Source organism: Gordonia sp. JH63 (assembly GCF_009856645.1).
GTDB lineage: Bacteria > Actinomycetota > Actinomycetes > Mycobacteriales > Mycobacteriaceae > Gordonia > Gordonia hongkongensis.
Window position 1 is genome coordinate 1,245,654 of sequence record NZ_CP047235.1, and the last position, 21,956, is coordinate 1,267,609.

General features: G+C 67.1%; 19 protein-coding genes and 3 pseudogenes. 12 read left to right on the forward strand and 10 right to left on the reverse strand.

Features of this window, described 5'->3' with window-relative positions; genetic code table 11:
- Positions 1-37 precede the first annotated feature (37 nt).
- Positions 38-1,020, forward strand: a pseudogene (locus tag GR168_RS05625) (LLM class F420-dependent oxidoreductase).
- A gap of 394 nt (positions 1,021-1,414) precedes the next feature.
- Here GR168_RS05625 and GR168_RS05630 read toward each other — a convergent pair.
- Positions 1,415-2,581, reverse strand: a complete 1,167-nt coding sequence (locus tag GR168_RS05630) for a pyridoxal phosphate-dependent aminotransferase (RefSeq protein WP_159370252.1) — start codon at positions 2,579-2,581, stop codon at positions 1,415-1,417.
- Between the two features lie 97 nt (positions 2,582-2,678).
- Here GR168_RS05630 and GR168_RS05635 point away from each other — a divergent pair, with 97 nt between their 5' ends.
- The 3 genes from GR168_RS05635 (at position 2,679) to GR168_RS05645 (ending at position 5,167) form a co-directional block, all read left to right on the forward strand.
- Positions 2,679-4,352: a serine/threonine-protein kinase gene (locus GR168_RS05635; RefSeq protein WP_159370253.1), complete on the forward strand. Its 1,674-nt coding sequence runs from the start codon at positions 2,679-2,681 to the stop codon at positions 4,350-4,352.
- Between the two features lie 141 nt (positions 4,353-4,493).
- Positions 4,494-4,766, forward strand: a complete 273-nt coding sequence (locus tag GR168_RS05640) for a type II toxin-antitoxin system prevent-host-death family antitoxin (protein ID WP_159370254.1) — start codon at positions 4,494-4,496, stop codon at positions 4,764-4,766.
- Positions 4,763-5,167, forward strand: a complete 405-nt coding sequence (locus GR168_RS05645) for a type II toxin-antitoxin system VapC family toxin (RefSeq protein WP_137810536.1) — start codon at positions 4,763-4,765, stop codon at positions 5,165-5,167. The genes GR168_RS05640 and GR168_RS05645 overlap by 4 nt, the downstream gene beginning before the upstream one ends.
- Before the next feature lies 1 nt (position 5,168).
- Here the strand turns inward: GR168_RS05645 and GR168_RS05650 are convergent, their stop codons facing one another.
- From GR168_RS05650 to allB, 4 genes are all read right to left on the reverse strand, one after another.
- Positions 5,169-6,836, reverse strand: coding sequence for a DNA repair helicase XPB (locus GR168_RS05650; RefSeq protein ID WP_321179980.1), 1,668 nt, complete (start codon positions 6,834-6,836; stop codon positions 5,169-5,171).
- A 75-nt stretch (positions 6,837-6,911) separates the two neighbouring features.
- The gene (locus GR168_RS05655; protein WP_159370255.1) at positions 6,912-7,841 is read right to left on the reverse strand and encodes an oxygenase MpaB family protein; all 930 of its coding nucleotides are present in this window, start codon (positions 7,839-7,841) and stop codon (positions 6,912-6,914) included.
- Positions 7,842-7,896: 55 nt separating this feature from the next.
- Positions 7,897-10,245: a helicase-associated domain-containing protein gene (locus GR168_RS05660; RefSeq protein WP_159370256.1), complete on the reverse strand. Its 2,349-nt coding sequence runs from the start codon at positions 10,243-10,245 to the stop codon at positions 7,897-7,899.
- A 63-nt stretch (positions 10,246-10,308) separates the two neighbouring features.
- Entirely contained in the window at positions 10,309-11,682 is a 1,374-nt protein-coding gene (allB, locus tag GR168_RS05665) for an allantoinase AllB (RefSeq protein ID WP_159370257.1), read from the reverse strand.
- A gap of 309 nt (positions 11,683-11,991) precedes the next feature.
- Between allB and GR168_RS05670 the strand changes: the two genes are divergently transcribed.
- Together GR168_RS05670 and GR168_RS05675 are read left to right on the forward strand one after the other, a co-directional pair.
- Positions 11,992-13,503 (forward strand): NCS1 family nucleobase:cation symporter-1, encoded by a 1,512-nt coding sequence (locus GR168_RS05670; RefSeq protein WP_159370258.1) that lies wholly within the window; start codon positions 11,992-11,994, stop codon positions 13,501-13,503.
- A gap of 18 nt (positions 13,504-13,521) precedes the next feature.
- Complete coding sequence (locus GR168_RS05675; protein WP_159370259.1) at positions 13,522-14,244, forward strand: aspartate/glutamate racemase family protein; 723 nt, start codon at positions 13,522-13,524, stop codon at positions 14,242-14,244.
- On the opposite strand, the gene GR168_RS05680 is transcribed toward GR168_RS05675, so the two are convergent.
- Positions 14,241-14,849, reverse strand: a complete 609-nt coding sequence (locus tag GR168_RS05680) for a TIGR03086 family metal-binding protein (protein ID WP_159370260.1) — start codon at positions 14,847-14,849, stop codon at positions 14,241-14,243. The genes GR168_RS05675 and GR168_RS05680 overlap by 4 nt on opposite strands.
- A gap of 101 nt (positions 14,850-14,950) precedes the next feature.
- On the opposite strand from GR168_RS05680, the gene GR168_RS05685 reads away from it, so the two are divergent.
- Complete coding sequence (locus GR168_RS05685; protein WP_159370261.1) at positions 14,951-15,715, forward strand: alpha/beta hydrolase; 765 nt, start codon at positions 14,951-14,953, stop codon at positions 15,713-15,715.
- A 10-nt stretch (positions 15,716-15,725) separates the two neighbouring features.
- Here the strand turns inward: GR168_RS05685 and GR168_RS05690 are convergent, their stop codons facing one another.
- Together GR168_RS05690 and GR168_RS05695 are read right to left on the reverse strand one after the other, a co-directional pair.
- Entirely contained in the window at positions 15,726-16,136 is a 411-nt protein-coding gene (locus GR168_RS05690; protein WP_058251643.1) for an STAS domain-containing protein, read from the reverse strand.
- 87 nt (positions 16,137-16,223) lie between these two features.
- The gene (locus tag GR168_RS05695; RefSeq protein WP_238995030.1) at positions 16,224-16,679 is read right to left on the reverse strand and encodes a hypothetical protein; all 456 of its coding nucleotides are present in this window, start codon (positions 16,677-16,679) and stop codon (positions 16,224-16,226) included.
- Between the two features lie 94 nt (positions 16,680-16,773).
- On the opposite strand from GR168_RS05695, the gene GR168_RS05700 reads away from it, so the two are divergent.
- The 4 genes and pseudogenes from GR168_RS05700 to GR168_RS05715 form a co-directional block, all read left to right on the forward strand.
- Positions 16,774-17,166, forward strand: a complete 393-nt coding sequence (locus tag GR168_RS05700; RefSeq protein ID WP_058251692.1) for a helix-turn-helix domain-containing protein — start codon at positions 16,774-16,776, stop codon at positions 17,164-17,166.
- A gap of 146 nt (positions 17,167-17,312) precedes the next feature.
- Positions 17,313-17,630: an AraC family transcriptional regulator ligand-binding domain-containing protein gene (locus tag GR168_RS05705; protein ID WP_159370262.1), complete on the forward strand. Its 318-nt coding sequence runs from the start codon at positions 17,313-17,315 to the stop codon at positions 17,628-17,630.
- 23 nt (positions 17,631-17,653) lie between these two features.
- Complete coding sequence (locus GR168_RS05710) at positions 17,654-17,881, forward strand: helix-turn-helix domain-containing protein (RefSeq protein WP_159370263.1); 228 nt, start codon at positions 17,654-17,656, stop codon at positions 17,879-17,881.
- Positions 17,882-18,032: 151 nt separating this feature from the next.
- A pseudogene (locus tag GR168_RS05715) lies at positions 18,033-18,421 on the forward strand (DUF222 domain-containing protein); the annotation flags it as partial.
- A 65-nt stretch (positions 18,422-18,486) separates the two neighbouring features.
- On the opposite strand, the gene istB reads toward GR168_RS05715, so the two are convergent.
- Both istB and istA read right to left on the reverse strand, forming a co-directional pair.
- Positions 18,487-19,272 carry an IS21-like element helper ATPase IstB gene (istB, locus tag GR168_RS05720; RefSeq protein WP_159370264.1) on the reverse strand — a complete coding sequence of 262 codons (786 nt, stop codon included), beginning with the start codon at positions 19,270-19,272 and terminating at the stop codon, positions 18,487-18,489.
- Positions 19,269-20,780, reverse strand: a complete 1,512-nt coding sequence (istA, locus tag GR168_RS05725; RefSeq protein WP_137811536.1) for an IS21 family transposase — start codon at positions 20,778-20,780, stop codon at positions 19,269-19,271. Before istA ends, istB begins: the two co-directional genes overlap by 4 nt.
- Before the next feature lie 165 nt (positions 20,781-20,945).
- Here istA and GR168_RS05730 point away from each other — a divergent pair.
- Positions 20,946-21,956, forward strand: a pseudogene (locus tag GR168_RS05730) (HNH endonuclease signature motif containing protein); the annotation flags it as partial.

Sequence of the window (21,956 nt, forward strand, 5' to 3'; positions counted from 1 at the left end):
AGTTTGTGAAGAGTTTTCCACCGGTACGTTGGACCTCATGCGATTCGGACTCTTCATTCCCCAGGGCTGGCGTCTCGATCTCGTGGGTGTGGAACCCGCGGACCAGTGGGGGGTGATGTCGTCGGTCGCCGACCGCGCCGAGTCGGGCGGCTGGGACTCGATCTGGGTGTACGACCACTTCCACACCGTCCCGCTGCCCACCGACGAGGCCACGCATGAGGCGTGGACTCTCGTGGCCGCCCTGGCCGCCACCACCAGCCGGGTCGACATCGGGCAGATGTGCACCGCGATGGGCTACCGCAACCCGATGTACCTCGCCAAGGTCGCCGCCACCGCGGACCTGATCTCCGGCGGTCGCGTGCAGATGGGCATCGGTGGCGGCTGGTACGAACACGAATGGCGTGCATACGGTTACGGATTCCCGTCGGCGGGTGAGCGGCTGGCGCGGCTCGACGAGGGCGTGCAGATCATGAAGCAGGCCTGGGAGACCGGACGGGCGACACTCGACGGCAAGCACTACACCGTCGACGACGCCATCTGCGCCCCCAGCCCACGGCCGGGCGGCTGCCACTATGGATCGCGGGCGGCGGGGAGAAGAAGACGTTGCGGATCGCGGCGAAGTACGCCAACTACACCAACTTCGACGGCACGCCGGACGGGTTCGCGCACAAATCGTCGGTCCTGCAACAACATTGCGCCGACCTCGGACGCGACTTCGAGTCGATCACCCGCTCGGCCAATTACAACGTGATGCTTGGCGAGACCGAGGCCGACGTGGAGCGCAAACTTGCCGATCTCGAAGCCCGGCTGAGCAAGATCGTCGGGCCCGACGCGGCGTCCGGCAGTCTCGGCGCGTTCCGGGGGATGCCCGCGGTTGGGACGCCCGAGCAGGTCGCCGAGAACCTTCGCGGGCTCGCCGACGCTGGAATGTCCTACGGGATCTGCTATTTCCCGAACATCGCCGTCGACCGCGAGGACCTCGAGATGTTCGAGCAGCGGGTGATCCCGGCGTTGCGCTGAGCTTCAGGCTGTCGGGTCACCAAGTGGCTTCGACTCGGCGCCTCGCTTCGCTCGGGGCCGGCTCAACCAGCGGGGGTGGTCACCAAGTGGCTTCGACTCGGCGCCTCGACCTCGACGCGCTCCTTCGTCGCTTGCTCGGCCCGGCGGCTGCGCTCGGTGCCGGCTCAACCAGCGGGGGTGGTCGCCAGGTGGCTTCGACTCGGCGCCTCGACCTCGACGCGCTCCTTCGTCGCTTGCTCGGCCCGGCGGCTGCGCTCGGTGCCGGCTCAACCAGCGGGGGTGGTCGCCAGGTGGCTTCGACTCGGCGCCTCGCTGCGCTCGGTGCCGGCTCAACCAGCGGGGGCGGGGCCGGTTGAACCAGCGGGGGGTGCCCGCTCGACCAGCGGAGGGGGAGTCACAACCGGCGCAACCGCTCGGCGGCTTCGGCGATCACCTCGTCGCGTTTGGCGAAGGCGAACCGGAGCATGTGGTGCCAGGGTTCGCGGTCGTCGGTGAACACACTGACCGGCACCGCGGCCACGCCGATGCGTTCGGGCAGCGATCGGCAGAACTCGATGCCGTCGTCGACGCCGAGGGGACGAGGGTCGGCACAGACGAAATAGGTTGCCTCGCTACGGTGTACGACGAAACCGGCGTCGGACAGCGCGGTCGAGATCAGGTCGCGTTTGGCCTGCAGCCCCCGCGCCGACTCGCGGACCCAGTCCAACTCGTGCTCCAGCGCGTGTGCCACCGCGGGTTGGAACGGCCCGGAGCCGACATAGGACATGTATTGCTTCGCCGTCCGCGCCGCGCCGACGAGCTCGGGCGGACCGCTCACCCAGCCGACCTTCCAGCCGGTGCAGTTGAAGGTCTTGCCGGAGCTGGAGATACGCAGCGTGCGTTCCCGCATACCCGGTAGCGCCGCGAGCGGGGTGTGCGTCCGTCCGTCGAAGACGAGGTATTCGTAGACCTCGTCGGTGACGGCGATGACGTCGTGCTCGACGCACAGCCGTGCGATCTCGGCGAGGTCGTCGGTCGACAGCACGGTCCCCGTCGGATTGTGCGGGCTGTTCACCACCACCATCGACGTCTTCGGCCCGAAGGCCGCGGCGAGCCGCTCGCGATCAAGACGGAAGCCGTCGCCGTCGGGGACCAGCGGCACGACGCGCCGCACACCCCCGGCCATCGCGACAGCGGCGGCGTAGGCGTCGTAGTAGGGCTCGATCATGATGACCTCGTCACCCGGCTCCACCAGACCGACGACGGCACCGGCGATCGCCTCGGTCGCGCCGACCGTGATCAACACCTCGCGATCGGGGTCGTACTCCAGGCCATACCGGTCACGCTGCTGCCGCGCGACCGCGTGCCGCAACTCCGGCACACCGATACCCGGCGGGTACTGATTGCGACCGTCACTGATGGCCTCGCGCGCGGCATCGAGCATCGATGCCGGCCCGTCGGTGTCGGGAAAGCCCTGTCCGAGGTTCACGGCGTCGTGCTCGACGGCCAGCGCCGACATCTCGGCGAAGATCGTCGTGGTGAACGGACGCAGGCGGTCGACTGTCCGGTTCGCGGATGACATGTTCCCACAGTGGCACAGGTCCTCTCTTCAACGGTCGCGGTGGGCGCTGCGGGGGTGACAGACTGACCCCAGTCGCCGACACGGGTGAGGAGGAGCGATGCCGCGCAATCCCGGCGAGCACTTCGCCGGCTACACCATCATCCGACTCGTCGGCCGGGGTGGCATGGGCGAGATCTACCTCGCGCGGCATCCCCACCTGCCGCGGAACGAGGCACTGAAGGTGTTGCCCGCCGATCTCAGTCGCGACCCGATGTACCGGCAGCGGTTCGTCAAAGAGGCCGAGCACGCGTCGAGCGTCGTCCACCCGTCGATCGTGACGATCTTCAATTCCGGTGAGTACGACGGCCACCTGTGGATCGCGATGGAGTACATCGACGGCATCGATGCGCTGAAGCTGCTTCGGCAGAACCCGCGGGGACTCGACACCGCGACGGTGATCGCGATCGTGCGCGCGGTGGGCGCCGCGCTCGACCGGGCCCACGCGACGGGGCTGCTTCATCGCGACGTCAAGCCGGCCAACATCCTGCTGCAGGGCGCGGGTGGTCCGGAGCCGCGCGTGTTGCTCGCGGACTTCGGGATCGCCAAGTCGGAGCAGGACGTCAGTCATCTCACCTGGACCAACGTCTTCCTCGGCACCGTCGCGTATGCCTCACCCGAACAGTTGCTCGGCGATCCGGTCGACGGTCGCGCCGACCAGTACGCGCTCGCGGCCACCGTCTTCGAACTGCTCACCGGGCGGCCGCCGTTCCAGGGTGCCGGCACCGCCTCGATCATCGCCGGCCACCTGCAGGCGATGCCGCCGCGACCGTCCACCCTGCGTCCGGGTATTTCGGGCGATGTCGACGCGGTGTTCGGTCGCGCCCTCGCGAAAGAGCCGGACCGCCGGTACGGGTCGTGCCGCGACTTCGCCGTCGACCTCGAACGCGCGCTCACCGTTCCTCAGCTGTCCAAGGAGCCGACGGTGCGCGCGCCGTCGCCCGTGCCGCCGGTTCCGGCGGCCCCGCCCGTTCCGGTGAACCCCGTGTCCTATTCCCAAGGGCCGCAGCAGTATTCGCCGTATCAGTCGCAGCCGGGGACCTACCCCGGCGGGTTCCCCTCGCAGGGTGGCTACGCGCCACCACCGAAGAAGCGGTCCGGGCTGCTGATCGCACTGGGGTCGCTCGCGGCCGTCCTCGTGCTCGCGATCGCGGCCGGGGTCGTCTACGTCGCGACGCAGGTGTCGAGCGCCCCGACCGCGAGCGACACCTCCACATCGCGGTCCACCACGGCCGCTGGGCCGCAGACCCCGACCTCCGGTGCCGGCACGTCTGCTCCCCGCACCACCGACTCCTCGACGTCGGCGGTCAACGGACCGGGGGACGTGCAGGTCGGCGAGTGCATCGGCATCGCGACCGACTCCGCGTCGTCGACGAGCGTGAACGCGTCGAAGGTCGACTGTGACTCGGCCGGTCTCAACTTCTACACCGCGTCGAAGATCGCCGCGTCGTCGTCGTGCGCGAGCCCGCAGAACTCGACGCTCACCTTTCCGGGTAGCTCCGACAAGGTCTGTCTCACACCGAATTTCTACGAGGATCTGTGTTACCTGGTGCCGCTGTCGGGCGGCTCCCTCGCCGACTACCGGGAAGCCCCCTGTACGAGCGCCGCAACGGCGCAGACCGTCCTCGCCCGTGTCACGACGCGGTCGGATGCGTCGGTGACTTGCTCGGGCGAGGAGACGACATGGGTCTTCTACGAGCCGGAGTCGATCGGGTACTGCCTCGTAGAGATCTGACCCTTCGTGACGCGCCCTCCGCAAGCTCCGGGCGCTCCTCAGGGAGCAGGGGGCAGGTCGTTCTTCCGGATCAGGGAGCGGAAGGTGAGGCTCCTCCGGAAGCACGGGGTCAAGTAGCACTTCAGGTGCTACCCTGCAGGAATGAGGACAATCGGTATCCGCGAGCTCAGGCAGCACGCCTCGCAGTATCTGGCGCAAGTCGAGGCCGGGGAAGAGTTGGCCATCACCAACCGAGGCCGCACGGTTGCGCGGTTGGTCCCGGTGTCTGCGGGGGAAAGAAGTAGAGAAGCGCTCATCGAGGCCGGGATACTCGTGCCGGCCCGCAGTGCGGGCGGCATAACCGGGCTGCACCCCGAGACGTTGCCGACGCGCGCGCTCACCAAAGTCCTCGACCAGGTTCGCGAGGATCGTTGATCTATCTCGACACCTCAGCGATGGTGAAACTCGTGGTGCGCGAGGCCGAGACCGCACCGCTGATCGAGTGGTTCGCGCTGCGTCCAGGGGTCCCGACCGTGACGAGTGCGCTGGGACGAGTCGAATTGATGCGCACCGCGTTGCGTGATGGCAGCCCGGGCCTTCATGAGCGAGCGCGTGATCTCCTCGATGCTCTGGACGTGATCCCGCTGAGCGCCGCCGTCATCGACATCGCCGAATCGATCGGCCCGTCCTCGCTGCGCTCGCTCGACGCCTTGCACTTGGCCTCGGCAACCGTGATCCGCGCCGAGATGACCGCGTTCGTCGCCTACGACCAACGACTCACGGCGGGTGCGTCTGCGCTCGGTTATCCGGTGGTCGCTCCAGGCGCCGAGTTGTGACTCAGCCGGCTGAACCCTCACCGATCGTCGGGCCCAGGAGGTCGTCGGCGTCGGTGATGCGGTAGGCGTATCCCTGCTCGGCGAGGAACCGTTGGCGGTGCGCGGCGTAGTCGGCGTCGAGGGTGTCGCGCGACACCACCGAGTAGAAATGCGCCTGTCCGCCATCGCGTTTCGGTCGCAACAACCGGCCGAGCCGCTGGGCCTCCTCCTGGCGTGACCCGAACGTCCCCGACACCTGCACCGCGACCGACGCCTCAGGCAGGTCGATGGAGAAGTTCGCCACCTTAGACACGACAAGGGTCTGCAACTCGCCGGAGCGGAACCGGTCGAACAGGACCTCGCGTTCCTTGTTCTTCGTCGAGCCCTGGATCACCGGGGCATCGAGTTCGCGGCCCAGTTCCTCGAGCTGATCGATGTAGGCGCCGATGATCAGGGTCTGCTGACCCCGGTGCTTGTCGAGGATCGCCTTGACCACGTTGACCTTGGTGTGGGCCGTCGAGCAGAGCTTGTACTTCTCCTCGGGCTCGGCGACCGCGTACTGCAGACGCTCCTCGTCGGTCAGCGTCACCCGGACCTCGACGCAGTCGGCCGGCGCGATCCACCCCTGCGCCTCGATGTCCTTCCACGGGGCGTCGTAGCGCTTGGGTCCGATCAGGCTGAAGACGTCGCCCTCGCGGCCGTCCTCGCGGACCAGGGTCGCGGTGAGGCCGAGTCGACGACGCGATTGCAGGTCGGCGGTCATCCGGAAGACGGGTGCGGGGAGGAGATGGACCTCGTCGTAGATGATCAGACCCCAGTCGCGGGAGTCGAAAAGGTCCAGATTCTTGTACTCGCCCTTCGACTTCCGTGTCATCACCTGGTAGGTGGCGATCGTGACGGGACGGATCTCCTTGCGCTCGCCCGAGTACTCGCCGATCTCCTCCTCGGTGAGCGTCGTGCGCGCGATGAGTTCACGTTTCCACTGGCGGCCGGCGACCGTGTTGGTCACCAGGATCAGCGTCGTCGCGCCGGCCTTGGCCATCGCCGCCGCGCCGACCATCGTCTTGCCGGCACCGCAGGGGAGCACCACCACGCCCGAGCCGCCGGCCCAGAACGAGTCGGCTGCCATCTCCTGGTAGTCACGCAGCTGCCAGTCGTCCTGGGCGAGGTCGATGGCGTGTGCCTCGCCGTCGACGTATCCGGCGAGGTCCTCGGCCGGCCAGCCGACCTTCAGCAGCACCTGCTTGAGGCGACCCCGCTCGGACGGGTGCACGATGACCGTGTCGTCGTCGATGCGCGCACCCAGCATCGGGGCGACCTTCTTGTTGCGCATCACCTCGATGAGGACCGCCTGGTCGAGGCTGACGAGGGTCAACCCGTGCGCCGGATGCTTGACCAGTTGCAGGCGACCGAACCGGCCCATGGTGTCCACGACGTCCATCAGCAGCGGCTGGGGCACCGCGTACCGCGAGTACGTCACGAGTGCATCGACGACCTGTTCGGCGTCGTGACCTGCGGCGCGGGCGTTCCACAGCGCGAGGGGGGTGACCCGGTAGGTGTGGACGTGCTCGGGGGCGCGTTCGAGTTCGGCGAAGGGTGCGATCGCCGCGCGCGCCGCCGCGGCGTCGGGGTGATCCACCTCGAGCAGCAGCGTCTTGTCGGATTGCACGATCAGGGGTCCATCGGTCACCCGCTCCATTGTCCAGATCGCACCGACGATTGTCAGCGTCGGGCCTGCGCTGTGACGCGAGAGACCCCGGCGAAGTCAGAAGACGGGGATGCCGAGCTTGCGACGGACCCGCAGGTCGATGATGTTGAGCCGGAAGATCCCGCGCAGAACGGGTGCCACCAGTGGGTCGACGCGGCGGAAGCCGGCAAGCGCCCGCTGATAGCGGCGTTCGTCGCGTTCGGTCCACCGCCACCGCATCATCGTGCGGAACTCCGGCGGCAACCCGGCCTTGATCGCGTAGGCGAGCGACGGCCCGATCGCGGCGTGGAGCAGCGTGCCGAGCTTTCCGACCCGGTACTCCAGGAAGGACAGGTCGGCGAGGCTGCGGAGCTCGTCGCGCACCGGGTCGTCGATGCGCAGTGAGGACAATTCGGCGTTCCAGTAGACGAGCAGTTCGTCGTAGGTCGCCGGCCACTTGTCCCGGGGAACGTTGAGTGCGGTGCCCAGCGGGTGCGCCTCGTCGAGCACCATCTGCTTCTCCTCGGCGCTCAGCGGACCATAGAGCAGTTCGTACTGGTCGATGAAGTACTTGAGCAGACACACCGCGACCCACAGCTGCAGACGCGAGTCGTTCCCGCTGTAGCGGACGGGACTCGACTGGGTGGAGTACACCTCGTCGTGGATGCGGCCGACGGCTTCGTGGATGTAGGCCTTGTCGTCGTCGGAGCCCATCAGTGCGACGGCGAGGAACGTGCCGGTGGTGCGCCCCCGTTTGATGGGCCGCTTGATCGCGTTGCCCGACGGCACGCGGCTCTCGTGGACGCCGTACCCGACCTTCGGGTTGGCGAGCTGCATGATCACGTTGGTGCCGGCGAGAGAAGGCCCGATGGCGGTGACCAGATCGGCGGGTCGGGTCACCCGGGGGCGCTTGCGCGAGGGTTTCATCCGGGTGACGAGGTCGTGCTGATACGTGTCAGCCACGCCGCCGGGTGGTTGTCCTGCGGAGATCTCGCGTGCCGCGGTCATACCCGAGGGTACCAAGGATGAGACGTCTGTCACATGATGTCTCTATCGCCAGGGTTCAGGTGTCGAGCAACTCCACGCTGGTGAGCCGGTGCAGCGAGAACCGCTGCTCGTCGTCGTTGCCCTCCTCGACGGCCACGAGCTGGCCCGCGCCGAGGATCTTCGGGGTCACCACATGCCGGCTCGCCGATCCCTGTGCGTCGACGTATCCCACGCGCAGCCTGCGGTTGGCGCGCAGTGCGAGCTGGATGAGCGCGGTGGCGGATTCGCCTCCGCCGCTCGCACGCACCGGGGTCGTCGTGACGGCGCCGCGCACCGGGGTCGCCGCCGCCGCCCGGTCGGTCGAGCGGATGCGGGTCACCACCGACCGCAGCTGTGCCTCCGACGGCGCGTTCCGGCGTGGCTGGGCCTGCCGACGTGCCCGCGACACCGAAACCCGGCTGCCGCGTTCGCGGAGGTCGACCAGGGCTCCGGACGAATCTTCGCCCGCCGGAGCGAATCCCGCCGCCCGCAGCTGATCGATGACGTCGCGGACCTCCGACGGTGACACCGCGACCGTGGGGGCCAGCGCGCGAAGCGCAAGCGGTTCGGCGGCCGCACTGCGCAGCACGGCGGCGAGCACCGTCGGGTCCTCGCAGCGGATGAACGCCGACGCGACGCCCACGCGCAACTGGCCGTGGCGTCGTGCGACGTCGTCGATGAGATACGTGAGCGATTGTGGCACCGGGGTTCTCGAGTGCTTCGTGAACATCGAGAGCAGTTCGTTGCTGCTGCGGCCCGCGTCGAGCGCCCGGCGCACGCTCTCCGGCGAGACCCGATAGACCGACGCCGCACCACCGGACTCCAGATCGGCGACGAGCTCCACCTGTTCGGCGAGTTCGGGTGTCATCGGGCCGGGGACGGTCAGCGTGAGATCGGCCTGGGTCAGGAAGTGGTCCACCGGTTCGGGCAGGGACTTGCGCATCGCGGCGAGCACCGCTGCGTCGACGTCGGCGGGGTCGGAGTCCGGCGACTCCTCCACTGTGTACGCGCGACCGACGGTGGTCAGGGCATCGTGCGCGACCATGCCCAATTCCCGTGCCTCACGCAAGGTCTCGGCGACGACGCGGCGGCTGAAGCGCCGGATCTGACGGGGGCGGTGCCAGTGCAGGTTCGCGAGGAGGGTGTCGGCGGGGACGCACACCGCGGGGTCGGCGTGGGCGAGGGTGGACAGGATGAGCTGACGCTGCACCGGGGCGTAGGCGTCGTGGAGGTCGGAGCCGAGCGTCGGCAGCGCGTTGCCGTCCCGATCGGGTTCGCCGACCTGCCAGGCGCGGCGCGGCATGTGCATCCAGGCGTCGGCCAGCGCGAGCCACTGGCGCTCGCGCGGCTGGTGCAGCCAGGTGTCGGCGGTGGAGGTGGGCGCGAAGGACTGTTCGCCGGAATCGTTGGGCGGCGGGGGATCCGGGAAGCCCGCGTCGATGAGCCGGAGATAGGCGGCGAGTTCGACGAGGAACGCCACCCGCTGTGTCTCGAGACCGGTCAGCTTAGCCAGACGACGGAGCTCGCGGACGCCGAGCGCGCCGGAGCGGAGCACCGCCGCCGGCGTCGCGCCGAGGACCGCGATCAGCTGGGTGAGGTGACGGATGAGTTCGAGTGCCTCGCCGCCGGCTGCGGCGTCGACCGCCTTGGCCCCGAAACGTGGCTTCGCGCCGGGTTCGTGGAGCGGTGGCGGCTCCAACACGTCTGTGCGCCAAGCAGGTTCCTCGCGGAGCACGGCGCCCACCATCGGCGGTAGCTCGACGGTCTGATCGTCGATGCGCGCGAGGAGGCCCGACGAGATCAGTCGGGCGACGGGGGAGGACGGGTCGGCGTCGTGTGCCGCGTCGCGACTGCGGCCCAGGGCCGGACCGCGGGCGAGGGTGTGCAGCAGACCGAGGGGCCGCTCGTCGAGATCGGCGATCATCGCCGCGATCTCCTCGCCCGACCGCCCGACGAGCGGACCACTGAGGTGCTTGGCCTTCCACGGCATCGCGGAGTCGACGTGTTCACCGGCGCCGAGGGAGGAGTCCTCGCCCCAGAGGATCGCGCGGCGTCGGAGGAGATCGAGACGGGCGCGCACGGCCGCCGCATCGGCGCGGCCGGACAGGGCCTTGACGATCGTCGCGACCGACGGACGCCGCGACTTCTTCGGGCTGCGGCTGTGGCGGGCGGCGACCTCTTCCAGGACCGCGACGGCAAGGACGTCGAGATCCTCGCCGGCCAGGGCCAACGACGCCGCCGACAGCGCCCGTTGCGCCAGTACCCGCGTCCCCGACGGCGTCGGTGAGGCGAGGTCGGGGCGTTCGAGGAGGAGCTCGGTCAGCGCGTCGTCGGAACGCGCGGCCAACTCATCGGCCAGGCCGGTGTGCTGGTCATCCGAACTCATTCGGCCCAGCTTACCGGGGGCTCAGGCAGCGGGGACCGGGGCTCAGGCAGCGGGGACCGGGGCTCAGACGTCGCCGCGGCGGAGCATGCGACCGCGGGCGGTCTCGAAGTCCACCTTCTGCCCGCGAACCCAGGTGCCCCTGACCACGCCGGCGAGCGCACGGCCGTCGTACGGGCTCACCGGATTCTTGTGGTGGAGGCGGTTGACGTCGACGATCTGCGCGGACTCCGGCTCGAAGATCGCGAAGTCGGCGTCGCAACCGAGGGCGATGCGGCCCTTCGTCGGCAGACCGGCGAGGTCGGCGGGCTTCGACGCCATCCACTCGATGACCTGCGGCAGATCGATGCCGCGCTTCTTGGCCTCCGACCAGATGAGCGACAATCCCAGCTGCAACGACGCCACGCCACCCCAGGCGACCCCGAAGTCGCCGTTCTCGGGATCCTTCAGGTCGACGGTCGACGGGGAGTGGTCGGAGACGATGCAGTCGATGGTGCCGGCCAGCAATCCCTCCCACAGCAGTTCACGGTTGCCGGCCTCGCGGATGGGCGGGCAGCATTTGAAGGCCGTCGCGCCGTTGGGCACCTCCTCGGCCAGCAAAGTGAGGTAGTGCGGGCAGGTCTCGACGGTGATCTTCACCCCGTCGCGCTTCGCGCTGGCGAGCATCGGCAGGGCATCCGACGACGACAGGTGGAGCACGTGGGCGCGCACGCCGGTCCAGCGCGCCCGCTCGATCACCTCGGCGATCGCCAGGTTCTCGGCGCCGCGCGGGCGCGAGGCGAGGAAGCGGGTGTACTCATCGCCCTCCGGGGAGGGTGCCTTGTCGATGGCGCGCGAGTCCTCGGCGTGGACGATCATCAGCGAGTCGAACTCGGCGAGCTTCGCCATGTCGGCTTCCATCTCGTCGGCCGTCAGGTGTGGGAACTCGTCCACACCCGAGTGCAGCAGGAAGCACTTGAAGCCGAACACGCCGGCGTCGTGCAGGCCGCGCAGGTCGTCTTCGTTACCCGGGATGGCGCCACCCCAGAAGCCGACGTCGATGTGTGTCTTTCCCTGCGCCGCAGCCCGCTTCTCGGCCAACGCGTCGACGTTGACGGTCGGCGGGATCGAGTTGAGTGGCATGTCGATGAGGGTGGTGACGCCACCGGCTGCGGCTGCCCGGGTGGCCGAGTCGAAACCCTCCCACTCGGTGCGTCCGGGCTCGTTGACATGGACATGTGTGTCGACCAGCCCGGGGATCATCACCTGGTCGTCGGCCAGTTCGATGACCTCGGTGCCGGCCAGGCCACTGCCGAGCGGTTCGATGGCGACCACTCGACCGTCGCGGATACCGATCTCGCGCGCAACGATGCCGGCGGTGGTGAGCGTCTGTTCACCCCGCACCACCAGATCGAACGGTGTGTCGGACGAAGTGCCCGGGGCATCGGGTGCTGCGGTCATGGGGCGGGACTCCTTGTTCGGCCGTGTCCTGGGTCAATCGAACTGCTGGGTCAATCGAACTGCTGGGTCAATCGAACTGTTGGCTCAATCGAACTGCTGGGTCGCAGACTAACCCAGGTCATTCCTCATCATGGAATGAACTGTCGCTATTTCGGAACTCAACTCGCGAGTAGGGCAGGGTCATGCTATTGACAACGCCCCGGGCTGTCAGGCTAACTGTCACGAACGCGGAATCTTCATTCCACATCACGGAACTTCCGCGAGTGTAGGAGCGCGGTCATCGATGACCGTCCGACCGAAAGTGCAGAGATGAGCACTGAGCAGCACACGATCCCCGTCGGCGGCGACGCGTCCGGTGTCACCGGCGCCGTTCCGGCCGGGCTGAGCCCGAAGCTGTACAACGATGACCTGGCGCCGACCAGTCGCGTCGGACGGCGCTGGAGCGCGTACAACATCTTCACGCTCTGGGCCAACGACGTCCACAGCCTGGGGAACTATGCCTTCGCGATCGGCCTCTTCGCGCTCGGGCTCGGCGGATGGCAGATCCTGGCGGCGCTGGTGCTGGGTGGGGTCTTCCTGTTCCTGCTCCTCAACCTCTCGGGGTTCATGGGCGAACAGACGGGTGTGCCGTTCCCGGTGATGAGCCGCATCTCCTTCGGTATCCGCGGGGCGCAGATCCCCGCCCTCATCCGCGGTGGTGTGGCGATCGCATGGTTCGGCATCCAGACCTACCTCGCGTCGGTCGTCCTCCGGATCATGCTCATCGCGTTGTTCCCCGGCGCGGCAGATCTCGACACGAACCGCTTCCTCGGGCTCTCGACCCTGGGCTGGATCTCCTTCGTCTCGCTGTGGGTGATCCAGGTGATCATCGTCAGCTACGGCATGGAGATGATCCGCCGTTACGAGGCCTTCGCCGGTCCGGTCATCCTGATCACGATGGTCGCGCTCGCCGTCTGGATGCTGAGCAACGCGGACTGGACCATCGCCTGGTCGACCCCGGACTCGCTGACCGGTGTCGACATGTGGCTGCAGATCATCGGCGGAGCCAGCTTGTGGGTGGCGATCTACGGCACTTTCGTCCTCAACTTCTGCGACTTCACCCGCAACGCGGAATCGCGAAAAGCGATCGTGCGCGGCAACTTCTGGGGCATCCCGCTGAACATGCTGCTCTTCGGCGCCATCGTGATCACCCTCGCCGGAGCCCAGTTCCGCATCAACGGCACCGTCATCGAGTCGCCGTCGGACATCGTCCAGACCGTTCCCAACACCTTCCTGTTGGTGCTGGCCTGCCTCGCGCTGCTGATCCTCACTGTCGCCGTGAACCTCATGGCCAACTTCGTCGCGCCGATCTATGCGCTGTCCAACCTGTTCCCGCGCCACCTCGACTTCCGGCGCGCGGCGCTCGTCGCCGCGATCATCGGCTTGGTCATCCTGCCGTGGAACCTCTACAACTCGCCGGCGGTGATCAACTACTTCCTCGGCGGACTCGGTGCCCTTCTCGGCCCGCTGTTCGGTATCGTCATGGCCGATTACTGGCTCGTCCGCCGTTCGCGAATCGACGTGCCCGCGTTGTTCACCGAGGCGCCGGGTGCCGCCTACCACTACCGGAACGGGGTCAACATGCGGGCGATCCTCGCGCTCGTCCCGACTGCGGCCATCGCCCTGGTGATGGCCTTCGTCCCGGCCTTCGAGGTGATCTCGGAGTTCTCCTGGTTCATCGGCGCCGGTCTCGGTGCGATCGTGTACCTGGCGGTCGCCGACCGTCGCGGTCCGTTCGCCGAGGTGTCGGGCGAGTCGATCTCCGTCGCCAGCACTCACTGACCCACAAAGGACATCACCGTGCGCATCCTGGTCGCCAACGTCAACACCACCGTGTCGATGACCGAGGCCATCGCCGACTCGGCCCGCTCGGTCGCCTCCCCGGGGACCGAGATCGTCGGTATCACACCGCGATTCGGCGCCGACTCGTGTGAGGGGAACTTCGAGTCCTATCTCGCCGCGATCGCCGTGATGGACGCGATCCTCGCCTACCCCGAACCGTATGACGCCGTCATCCAGGCCGGTTACGGCGAACACGGCCGGGAGGGACTGCAGGAACTCCTGGACGTCCCCGTCGTCGACATCACCGAGGCCGCGGCGTCGACGGCGATGTATCTGGGACACCGGTTCTCGGTGGTGACGACGCTGGACCGAACGGTTCCGCTCATCGAGGACCGGCTCAAGCTCGCCGGCCTCGACCAGCGTTGTGCGTCGGTCCGGGCGTCGGGACTCGGTGTGCTGGAACTGGAATCGGACCCCGAGCGGGCGGTCCGGGCGATCGTCGAGCAGTCCATCCGCGCGGTGGCCGACGACCACGCCGAGGTGATCTGCCTGGGCTGCGGCGGGATGGCCGAGCTCGAGGAACAGGTACGCGAGGCGACCGGGGTCCCGATCGTCGACGGCGTGCGGGCGGCGGTCACGATCGCCGAGGGTCTTGTCCGAATGGGGCTTTCAACCTCGAAGGTCCGGACTTACGCCCCGCCGCGGGAGAAGAAGATCACCGGCTGGCCGTTCAACCGCTAGTCCTGGCCGGTACCGTTCGGCCACCGCGGGTCGCGCCCGGCCAGGCCCGCGAGACGGTCGACGAGCGGTGCGTCATCGGGCACCGCGATCACCGGTCCGAACATGCCGTCGCGTTCTTCCTGCGGTTGCGGCGGATGGTGGAAGTCGAAGACGACCTGGAGGATCTCGTCGGGGATGTCGAATGCGATGTCCGCGGCGCGCGCGACATCCCAGCCGTGCAGGACGAGCTCCGACAGCGCCACCATCCCCATGATCTCGGCCGGCAGGTCGACACCGCCGGCCTGGGTCATGCCGTCCCAGGCGGCGGGGTCGTTCCACGAGTCCGCGAGCTCGCGGACGTGGCGGTGGAGATCATCGCGCCACTCCGATGAGAGTCGGCTCTCCGCCGGGTCCGGCGGCGTCGAGGTCAATGGACCGAAGTCCTTGCGCGCCGCGGCCGCGAACGCCTGCGAGAGTCCATCGACATGGGCGAGCAGCGCGGCAAGTGCCATGTCGGGACACGGGGTCGGACGGTCCAGTTCCGCGTCGGTGATCCGGGCGGTGTAGGCGAGCATGTGATCGGCGGCCTCGGATATCAGACGCGCCTGGGTCGTGTCGGTGGGCATGCGTATCCCTCTCGTCGTCTTTCGAACAGTCACCGGGACCGACTCGCTCGACGCCGATTTCTCATCGGTCGCGCGCATCGATGTCCCCGTATTGTGGTTACGTGACGTCTCCGACACGCGAGTACACGACCATCAGCCATCCGGAACCGAACACCCGTGTGTGGCATGAGATCCAGGGTGACGGGCAGCCGGTCGTGCTGCTGCACGGCGCGTTCTCCGGCGCGTCGTCGTGGGGTGGGCAGGTACCCGCCCTCGTAGAGGCGGGTTGGAAGGTGTTCTGTCCCGAGCGCCACGGCCATGGTCACAGCCCGGACGTGACCGACGAGTTCCACTATTCGGACATGGCCGACGAGACGATCGCCTATCTCGACGAGGTGGTGGGTGGTCCAGCCGAGATCGTCGGGTGGAGTGACGGTGCGGTGGTGGGCGTGCTGGTCGCGCTGCGTCGGCCCGATCTGGTCCGTCATCTCGTCTTGATCGGCCAGTACTACAACAGTTCGGGCCGGGCGGTCGGCGGCATCCTCGACGCGCTCGATTCCGCCGACGACGAGCTGATGGAGTTCTTCGCTGCCGACTACGCGTCCGAATCCCCGGACGGGGCAGAGCATTTCCAGGTCGTCTTCGACAAGACGATGGCCATGATCAACTCCGAACCCGAGATCGATCTCGGTGATCTGGCCGCGATCACTGCACCGACGCTGGTCATGCAGGGTGACCGCGACGAGGTGACCCTCGAGCACAGCCGCGACGTCGTCGCCGCCATTCCGGGTGCCCGGCTGGCCGTGATCCCCGGGACGCACCTCATCCCGATCGAGGCCCCGCAGGCCGTGAACGCGATCCTTGTCCAGTTTCTCGGGGCGGAGTGAGCCGGCGCCCTCAGTCCGGGACCATCGCCGAGAACGCGTCGGCCAGGGTGGGGTAGAGGTCGAGAGTGTCATCCAGGCCCGTCAGCCGCAGGGGCCGAGTGATGGCGGGATGCCCGCCGACGACGCCGAACCGGCCGCCGGCCGGGGTGACGGACGCGTGTGCGGCGAGGAGCGCGGCGATGCCGGACGACGCGAGGAAGTCGGTGGCGGTGAGATCGATGATCAGCCCTCGGGGTTGCTCGCTCACTGCTTCCAGAACGGCGGCACCCAACTGCGGGACGGTGAGCAGGTCGATGCTGCCGTGCACAGTCAGGATTATGAGTTGATCGCGCTGCGTCGAGATCACTGCCAGCGCGCGACCTGCCCGGGACGCGTCCTGGTCATCGTCGACGACCACCGGTTCGAAGCTGTCTGCCCTCATGTAGCCCTGCCTCCCTGTTCGCTCGAAGTCGCCCGTCCGTGAGATGGCAGCGCCTCGAGGTCCGCCTGGTGGCGTCGGCAGTTGGCTTCACCGGTGCCTTGGTGTGTCCTCGATATGACGTTCGGCGCCGTCGAAGACGCGGATGGCTGCGTGCCCCTCCCCGAGCACCGCGACATACCCGGCGACAGCTACTGCGCTGATGAGGAGCAGGTACCAGCCGGCAGCGTGATCGAAGGCCAGCAGGTAGAGCGCGGTCAGTGTCGCGGCGCAGATCGCCGCGGCCGGCAGTGCCGGAAGCCATCGTCTGTCTCGCAGGACGAGTATCGCCGCCTGACACTGCACGGCGATCTGCATCAGGGCCAGGAGCGCCCCGGCGCCGGCCATCCCGAGCAACCCCGGCAGTGTTCCGGTGTCGGAGAGGGCCGCAGTCGCGACGGTCGCGAGAATCGCGACCGAGCCGAGGGCTGCTCCGACCGGCGGGGAGGTGAAGCGCGCGAAGTCCTGGTCTACAGAGTTCTCGGGGTTGTCGACGGAAAGGTGCATGACTTCTGTCTAACGCCTGATGCACTTCGGCGGTAGTATGCACAATATTGTCCATATGGACGAGGATGTCCACGCCGACGGCAGGGGTCTGACGATGGAGAACGAGGGCGAGTCCGTTCTGCGCGACCCGGTTCGACGTGCCTACGAGGTGTGCCCCGTCGAGGTGAGCGTCGCCGTGCTCGGCGGTTCCTGGAAGATGACCATCGTCAAGAACCTTCTCGAGGGGCCGTTGCGATACGGCGCCCTCGGGCGGGCAGTCGGTCCGGTCACGCCACGAGTGCTCACCCGCCAGCTACGTGAACTCGAATGCGACGGCATCGTGCAGCGCACGGCCTATCCCGAAGTCCCTCCGAGAGTTGAGTATTCGCTCACCGAACAGGGACGGGCGCTGCGCCCCTTCGTCACCGCCCTCAACGAGTGGGGGAAGACCTACGCGACCGAGGTGATCGAACCCAAGGTCGCGCAGCGGGAGAGTGCGGCGAGCTGAGTCGAGGTCGGAGTTGGTCCGAGGAGGTGTCAACACAGCGGACCTCCCGGCGACTGCGGCAACCGCCGCGCCGGCGACCTCCGAGCCACCGAGTCATTGAGCCCTTCGCTCCACGTCACCGTACGAAGCGTCGGGTCTCAGAAGGAATGACCGCTGGGACGAAAGCCGAATCCGGGCTACAACCGGCCGATCTGGAGGACGACGATCTCGAGGTCGAGGCGGTTCAAGAGTTGGCCGTTGCGCGCAACCTCGTCGAAACCTGCGGCGTTCGACCCGGTCTCGGCACCGAGATGGCGACGCGCCTCTCGCTCACCAACTTCGGTTTGCTCGGATTCGCAATGCTCAGCAGTGCGAATGCACGGGAGGCGCTTTGGGTCGCCCCGCAGGCGCTACAGATAGGCAACCGGTTCGTCGACATCAGCGTCGACATGAGTCAGTCGGTCGGACATATCGAGTTGCTTTGACGAGACACCCTGCCCGTCTGAACATGGGCCGCCGAACACTGCATCGACGCCTCGAACAGGAGGGGACAACCTTTCGGGTCCTGACCGAGGAGGTTCGTCATGAGGTCGCGGTCGACTTACTCGGCGTCCTCGGCGTCCTCGGCCTCACCGTTCAGGAGGCCGCCTCGCGTCTGGGCTACTCGATTGCCGCGGCCTCCAGCCGATCCTTCACCCGGTGGACGGGCAACCCTCCCAGTACTTATAGAAGGTGATCCCGAAGTGTTCCGCGGAACACTCTCGACCTCGGGTTGAGGCTCGAGGAATTGTCGGTGCCTGGCGATACCTTGTTCCTGTACTTCTCGCTCGGTTCAGGGGGTTGCGTTGGGGTTCAGTGCTTTTCGTTGCGGTGGAGATGCGTCGTCGATGTTCGATGGTGCGGATCCTGAGTCGCTGACGGATGAGGTGCTCGAGGCGCGGGTGCTGGGTATGCCGCTCGGATCACGGCTTTGACAGCGGACTTCCTTGAACTGGTGGCAGAACTGGATGGGCGGGAGTCGTGGCGGGGGCCGGGGATTCATTCGCTGGCGCACTGGTTGTCGTGGAAGGCCGGCATCGCACCGCGAACGGCGCATGAGCAGTTGAGGGTCGCCAAGGCGATACGGGAATTGCCGGTGATCCGCACGGCGTTTCGCGAGGGTCGGTTGTCGTATTCGAAGGTCCGCGCGTTGACGCGAGTCGCCACGCCGGAGCGTGAGGCGGAGTTGGTGAATCTGGCGTTGTCGACGACGGCGAGTCAGTTGGATCGGGCGGTGTCAACGGCCAGTTTGATGTCCCCGCTGGTGGCCAGGTGAAAGTCCCCACCCTGTGCGGGATGTTCTTAGGTTGGCGGTACCTCCGTTCGGTGTGTCATGCGGTAGGAGTCGCCGTCGGTGATGACGATGGTGGCGTGGTGCAGGAGCCGGTCGAGGATGCTGGCGGCGGTGGTGTGTTCGGGGAGGAATCGTCCCCATTGTTCGAAGGGCCAGTGGCTGGCGATCGCGAGTGATCGGCGTTCGTAGGCGCCTGCGACGAGTCGGAACAGCAGTTGGGTGCCGGTGTCGTCGAGTGGGGCGAATCCGATCTCGTCGAGGATGATCAGGTCTTGGCGCAGTAGGGTGTCGATGGTTTTACCGACGGTGTTGTCGGCCAGCCCGCGATACAGGGTTTCCACGAGGTCGGCGGCGGTGAAGTACCGCACTTTGTGCCCGGCGTGCACTGCGGCGATCCCCAGCCCGATCAGGGTGTGGCTCTTACCGGTCCCGGCCGGGCCAATCAAGGCCAGGTTATGTTGAGCCCGAACCCATTCCAGTGACGACAGGTAGTCGAAAGTGTTGGCCGGGATAGAGGATGCGGCCACGTCGAACGATTCCAAGGTTTTGGTGACTGGGAACCCGGCAGTTTTGAGTCGGTTGCGGATGTTGGAGGCATCACGGGCGGCGATCTCGGCCTCGACCAGTGTTCGCAGTACTTCTTCGGGTGTCCATCGCTGAGTTTTCGCGGTGAGTAGGACCTCGGGTGCGCTACGGCGGATCGAGGCCAGTTTCAATCGGCGTAGCGCCAGGTCAAGGTCGGCCGGTAGCGGTGGCACTGTCTGAGGTGCAACAGGTTTCGACGTTGTGGTCATGACACCTCCTTGTCGCCGGCGCCGAGTTTGTAGGCATCCAGCGAGCGGGTGGGCGCGGTAGGCAGATGCCCGAGCAGTGCTGTGCCGGCCGGTCGCGGGTTGGGGGTGCCGGCTCCGGCATCGAGGATCGAACGCACATCGGCGGCCTTGAACCGTCGGAACGCCACCGCCCTGGTCAGGGCGGTGAGCACCTGTTCGTGGCCGTGGGAGGTGATGAGTCCGAGGATGTCATCGAGTTCACCGGCCAGGCGGGTATTACCGATCGCCGCGGCACCGACTAGGAACTGCTCGGCTGGTTCTCCGAGATCGCAGAACTGTTTTTCGGCAGCAGTTTTCGGTCGTGGTGCACGACTAAGGGGTGTGCGTGGCCCGCCGTAATGATCGTCGTTGAGGACCACCTCTCCTGGGGCAGCCAACGCATGCTCGGCGACCACCTCGCCCGAGGCGGGCTCGGCGATCAGGAGCGTTCCACCGTCCTGGAGGAGGGTCACGGTGGCGCCGATGAGCCGGTTAGGAACCGAGTAGCGGGCCGAGGCATACCGGATACAGGAAAGACGGTCGACTTTACGGGTGACAGGCGGCGGGCCGACCTGAGCACGCAGAGACGGTAACGCCGCCAACACTTTCCGTTCACTCACCAGCTGGTCAGTGGGCACCGTCAGCGTATCGCTGTGGCGTCGAGTGTTGACCTCGGCACACCAGTCCCACGCAGCCCGGTTCGCCAGATGCACATCCAGCTGCACGTCGTCGCGACCCGCGGCGATCTTGGCTTCGGTCCACAACGGCTGCGCCAGATCCGACTGCGCGTACCCGCACAGGTTCTCCACGATCCCCTTCGACTCCGGATCGGCGCCGTGACAGAAGTCCGGGGCGAACCCGTAGTGGGTGGCAAACCGCACATACGTGGGGGTGGGTACGACAACGTTGGCGACGACTCCACCTTTGAGGCAGCCCATCCGATCAGCAAGTACCTTGTTGGGCACTCCACCGATCTCCTCGAAGGCTTCAGCAATGAATCCGAGTGTGGTGGTGGCTGTTTCGTTGGTGGCGAACCGAACGAACCGCCAGCGTGAGAACGCCAGCACCGCGCAGAACATGTGTAACCCGCCGATCACCGCCCAATCGATGACCAGGTAGTCACCCGGAGCCCACACTGCCGGGCGACGGCCGCGGTGATGCTCACGGCGCCACTGCGTTTTCTCCTGGGCGACCAGACGACGGAAATTCCGCGCCGACCCCTCATATCCTGCCGCTCGCGCTACCGGTAGCAGCCGTTTGGCAGTGATCCGGCCGTGTGACCGCGCGACTCGCTGCGCGACGAGCTGGGCCACCGCATCGTAGTTGCGGGCCCGTTCCTTGCGATCGGGTGGTTGATCGTCGGCTTCGAACCGATCGACCACGCGCTTGACGGTCTTGTGGGTGGTGCCGCACACCTCGGCTGCGGCGCGATAGCTTCCGAGTTCTCGGTAAGCAGAAATGATGTCCATACGGTCCTTCGCAGACTTCAATGGAACTCCCGGGCGGTGATGGTGATCGGTTGGCACCTTCACCGTCATCGCCTGGGCCTTCAGTTCCGGGTCGACACGACGAACACAGGGTGGGGACTTTTATCTGGCCACCAGCGGGGACCTCGACCTGGCCACCAGTGGGGACTTTCTCATGGCCATGGACAGGCGGTACGGGCGATGGGCCAGATCGACCGCAACTGTGGCGTCGAAGAGGAAAGCCGGCCACCGGTGGAGTCGACCGGTCGGTGGACGTGGAACGATGACGGGTCGTTGTCGGTGTCGTTGCGGTTGAGTCCGTTGGATGGTGCGCGGTTCCTTGCTGGGTCGGTGCGGGCGGAGTATGAACGCACCCGGACCTGCGACGATCCGGATCTGCCTACCGCAGGGAGTGTTCCGCGGAACACTGAATCAGGTTCAGAATCCGAAAATTCGGAGGTGGTTCCGTCTCGGCGTCGGGATCTGTGGCGGCAGGTGCCGTCGAATGTGGCGCCGGCGGTGGTGGCGATGGCCGACATGGTGCATGACGGGATCGCGATGCCCGATCTGGCGCCGGGTGCGGAGATCCTGATCCATGCCGGTGAGGGGGTGGAGTCGGCTCATCTCGATGATGGTCCGGCGTTGTCGGAGGCAGAGGTGGCCGAAGCCCGGTGCGGGGCGTCGACTCGGGAGGTGGTGAGCCGCGGAATGCCTGGGCGGCCGGGAAAGTTGGCGTTGTTGGGGGTGGGGCGTCGGAAGCGGGCGCCGAACAAGGCGTTGGTGCGGGCGTTGTTTGTGCGGGATCGGTGTTGTCAGGTGCCGGGGTGTGGTCGGACGCGTCATCTGCATGCCCATCATGTGGTGTTCTGGTCGGCGGGTGGGCGGACGGATCCGGACAATCTGATCTTGTTGTGTGGGTCGTGTCATCGGGCGTTGCATCGGGGGGAGTTCGCGATCACCGCACACGGTGAACAGCGGTTCAGCTTTCATCGCCCGGACGGCACCGAGATCGACGTGGCGCCACAGACTTCGAAGCCGCCGGAGTGGCAGCCGAACCCTCGAATCGATACAGAGGCGACGGTCCCGATCGGCGGTGGTCGGATGGATCTGGGTTACACCACCGAAGTGCTGTACGCGGTGTGGGAATGGAGGCAGCACAACGAAACTCGCTCGACACCATGGGGTCGAGCGGCTGCGTAG